General features: G+C 43.5%; 3 protein-coding genes. All 3 read left to right on the top strand.

What is annotated here, in order from left to right; genetic code table 11:
• The first annotated feature begins 113 nt into the window (after positions 1 to 113).
• The 3 genes from QUA57_RS28120 (at position 114) to QUA57_RS28110 (ending at position 3,755) form a co-directional block, all read left to right on the top strand.
• The gene (locus QUA57_RS28120; RefSeq protein ID WP_333065068.1) at positions 114 to 746 is read left to right on the top strand and encodes an alpha-ketoglutarate-dependent dioxygenase AlkB; all 633 of its coding nucleotides are present in this window, start codon (positions 114 to 116) and stop codon (positions 744 to 746) included.
• Between the two features lie 637 nt (positions 747 to 1,383).
• Positions 1,384 to 2,277 carry an isoaspartyl peptidase/L-asparaginase family protein gene (locus tag QUA57_RS28115; RefSeq protein WP_333065067.1) on the top strand — a complete coding sequence of 298 codons (894 nt, stop codon included), beginning with the start codon at positions 1,384 to 1,386 and terminating at the stop codon, positions 2,275 to 2,277.
• Positions 2,278 to 2,480: 203 nt separating this feature from the next.
• Positions 2,481 to 3,755, top strand: a complete 1,275-nt coding sequence (locus QUA57_RS28110) for a carbamoylphosphate synthase large subunit (protein ID WP_333065066.1) — start codon at positions 2,481 to 2,483, stop codon at positions 3,753 to 3,755.
• The last annotated feature ends 433 nt before the right edge of the window (positions 3,756 to 4,188 follow it).

The following is a 4,188-nucleotide window of genomic DNA, read 5'->3' as shown; positions in this document are numbered from 1 at the left end:
ATGAATCCCAAACATCTCAAAAACTGGTTTGCTAATTGCTGCTACTGTACCTCATAACATCCGGAAGTGCTGTATTTATAAATTTCAGTAAAACGTAATCAGCGAGCAGATTTATGTATACTCAACTTTCATTGTGGGAAGAGCCAAAAGCAGAAAGCCAGAAGCATGGTCAGCAATTATTTCTACCTGATGCCGAAATAATCATGTACCGCGACTTCTTCAATAACAATGAGAGCAACGAGATATTTGCGGAATTGTACGGCACTATTAATTGGAAGCAAGAGGTGGCTCTGCTTTTTGGCAAGCAAGTCGCTATACCGCGGCTTAGCGCATGGTACGGAGATGCAGGTAAATCTTACACTTACTCCAAAATAAAAATGGAGCCTAATCTATGGACACCTACACTCATAACAATCAAATCTAAAATAGAAGCAATAGCAGGTACAGTGTTTAACAGCGTGTTGCTTAATCTATATCGCGATGGCAAAGATAGTGTAGCTTGGCACAGTGATGATGAATCAGAACTTGGTGAAAACCCAGCGATCGGTTCTGTAAGTTTTGGGGCTACTCGTCGTTTTATGCTCAGGCACAAATACCAAAAAGAAACGAAATTAGAAATTCAATTAACTCCTGGAAGCTTCCTGCTGATGAAAGGAGCAACCCAGCATTCTTGGCAACACCAAATCCCGAAAGCAGCCAAAGTTACTGAACCAAGAATCAACCTTACTTTCAGGAAAGTAATCTAAATTAATTCATGGTAATTTGTAACTTTTCTATGCGTTTATATGCCTTTAGTTGCGGTTTTAGTAAAAAAAAATTGCAACTTTTGTTAACAGTAAAACTAGCAATTTTCGCACAGCAATAACAGTACCGCCGAATTAGCGATCGCACGGGAGTGCCGCTGCTAAGGCTGAGTTTGGGTCAAACGGCTAGTTTGTTGCGGCTGCGCGGGTTTTTGGCGGGTCAGCAGAAAGGCTCAGAGTGATGTGAAAGTCGATCGCACCTCTTTTCTCTCAAAGTCTCATTCTTCACGTTTAGCAATTTTGCCTGTTAAGGTGTAGTGCATCCCCTTAAGTTTTACCTCATCTTTATTCCCTAACTCTTTCAAGTTCCTTAACTAACTCGAAGCTAAATGCGATCAAACTATTGACATAACTTTAGCAACATATATATTAATAATTCGTAAATAGCTAGGTCGGGAGGAATACAAATATCGACAAAAATAATTATATCTGAAGATAGACGAATCCTAAATTCAACATAGCTAGGCTATATAACTAGCATCAAAGAAACTACTTGAAAATTGCTTATAATAAATTGATTAATATAACGAATGATATAAGGAATTTTTAAGTAGAGCTTAAGATAAAAAAAAGGAAATTTATGGTACTGAGTATTATTGTTCACGGTGGAGCAAAAACCATCACAGAAGATAAGGTTGCAGCGAACAATGCAGGCTGTACCGCAGCAGCAGAAGCTGGTTGGGCAGTGCTCACAAGCGGGGGTACAGCAGCAGAAGCTGTTGAGGCAGCTATCCGGGTTCTGGAAGCTGACCAGACATTTAACGCAGGCTTTGGATCGGTTCTCAACAGTAAGGGAGAGGTAGAGCTAGACGCAGCGATGATGGAAGGCGGTTCATTAGTTTGGGGAGCCCTCGCAAATGTTAAAGGCGTGCGGCATCCCATCTCCGTGGCGCGAAAGATTATGGATAAAAAACCCATGTTCTTAGTAGCGGATCACGCAGAACATTTTGCGGCCGAAAATGGAGCCGAGATGTGTAAAAAAGAAGACTTAATCGCTGATGAGCAACAGGAAGAGTGGGAGGAGGAAAAAGAAGTTATTGACCGCCCCAATACCGTTGGTTGTGTAGCTTTGGACAGCAGCGGCATCTTAGTTGCCGGTACCTCAACAGGCGGCACTATGAATAAGCCCGCCGGTCGCGTCGGCGACAGCGCCATTATCGGCTCAGGCTTGTTTGCTGAAAATGAACAGGGCGCTTGCTCGACCACAGGCGATGGCGAGTCGATTATACCAGTAGTTCTAGCTAAGACGGCGATCGACATTCTCGCGTCCGGCAAGCACCCAGACGATGCAGCGCAGATGGCTATTGAGACTCTGGCATCTAAGGTGGCAGGAGAAGCCGGGTGCATCCTCATAGACCCTCAAGGGCGGGTTGGCTGGGCGCATAACTCAACCGACATGGCTTGTGCTTATAGAACCTCAGGAATGGACAAGGTGGCTGTGTTCACGAAGAAAAAACAACTCGTCCATCATTGAAATTATTGAGGTTGCATTCTCCCTAGTTGGAGAGTGTTAAAATTCCGCAACTAATATCTTGTTTTCTAGGTATTAAGTAGCTGGGCATCAATAAACACTTTTTCAATTTGTAGGGCGGGCATTGCCCACCCTACTTTTAATTATGTCGAGCTACTTAGTGGTCGGCAAAACAGTTCAATTCAAACTCTAGTTGAAGGTTTATTATGAACTCAACATACGACTTTCCTTACTTTCAGGGTAATTCTCTTTCCGATTTGTTTGCTGCAGACATCACAGATGCACGTTATGCGTTCATCCTAAATTATCCTGCAACTGCCAGTTGGGCTGCTTACCCCAACAGAAAAAAATACTTTATTCAAGACGGCAGCAGTGAAGCCACCAAAACTTCTTTCGACAAGATTGGTCAGAAGGAACCTTGGAAAAATCTGGCTGTGTTAGGCGATGCCATCCCAGGGATTGTGATTAATCAGCCGCCGAACTCGCTGATGGATTATTGGCGGGAACATTTTGGCTTCAGCTACAGCAGTATGGAGATGATAGACTGCTCAACTTATCTCGAAGATCTCAGCGTAAGCGATCGCTTTGACAAACTCCTGACTCTATTTCCCTTCGACAACCTCAAACCTGAAAAACACGCCGTCCATCCCGACATCCACTACCACTTACTCAGCAAAGCCACGCTAGCAGAATTAGGCGTGCAATGTCCGAAATACCAAACCTACAATCTGCACGAAGTCAATCTCGAAAGCATTCAGTTACCAGAGCAATTCCCCTACTTGATTAAAACATCCCACGGACTTTCTGGAGAAGGCACTTATATTATCAAAAGCGCCAGCGATCTGAACTACTGCTTGCAGGAAGTGAGGAAATATCTCGATATTAAGTTGCTGGATACGATTATTGTCTCGGAATTCGTCAAGAATGAAGTGCAGAACTACTGCGTGCAGTTCTATGTAAGCAAAACGGGAAATATCACGCTTATCGGCACTACCAGCCAACTTGTCACGCCAGAGGGCAGCTATTTAGGGGGACTAATTCACTACCGCGAAACCGACATGAGTAGGTTTTTTGAGATGATTGCCGCTATTGGTAAATATGCTCACCAACAGGGTTATTTCGGCGTTATTGGCTTCGACGTGCTGGAAGACTCTGAAGGAGAGTTGTATGCCATTGATGCCAATTTCCGAGTTAATGGTTCGACTCCGCTTTGTGTGCAGCGCCATACCTTACTGGGGCTGGGAAAGGAGGTGGCTCAATATTCCAGTAGCTGGCGAATGGATGGGACTTTGGAATCGATTCTTGTGACGCTGAAATCAGAACTCGCTCGCAAGGACTTGATCATCCTGTCGGCTTTAGAGAAGGTTAAATACGGAAAAATCTACACGGAAATTTACGGGATAGTTGCGGGTGAGGATATGAAGGAAATGCAGCACATTGAGGAGAATTTGCACAGTAAGGGATTGCAGCAATTTGGTTGATATCCGCTCTACTGATTGCAGCGTTTGGGGTGGTGGTGGCGATCGAATTTATTAAATTTTTAAGTGCTTTGGAACAGAGATAGACGTTGATGTGCGATCGAACCTTTTGCAGCATTTTCAGCCCAGAGAGCCATTTTTAAGTTTGCTTGGGGGAGGGATAATGGTTGTGCAGTCATTTTTTTCCTATGGGAAAGCTATAATAGTGCCTCTTAAAGATGATTGTGACTATAAAAGCTAAGTCTTGTCAAGTCGAAGAAAGTCCAAAGTATTGGGAAGCCAAAAACCATGTCATTCACATAAACCCAAGTAACTTATACTGAAGCTCAGACCAATCTCGATGAACTGTGCGAACAAGTCATATAGTCATTTCAAATAAGTATGAGACACTCTTTCTGCACAATAAGCACGAATAACTTCATCAAGAGATGTGCCA

It is taken from the genome of Microcoleus sp. Pol7_B2, assembly GCF_036701035.1.
Classification (GTDB): Bacteria; Cyanobacteriota; Cyanobacteriia; order Cyanobacteriales; family Microcoleaceae; genus Microcoleus.
This window is presented reverse-complemented; position numbering and strand designations above follow the sequence as displayed.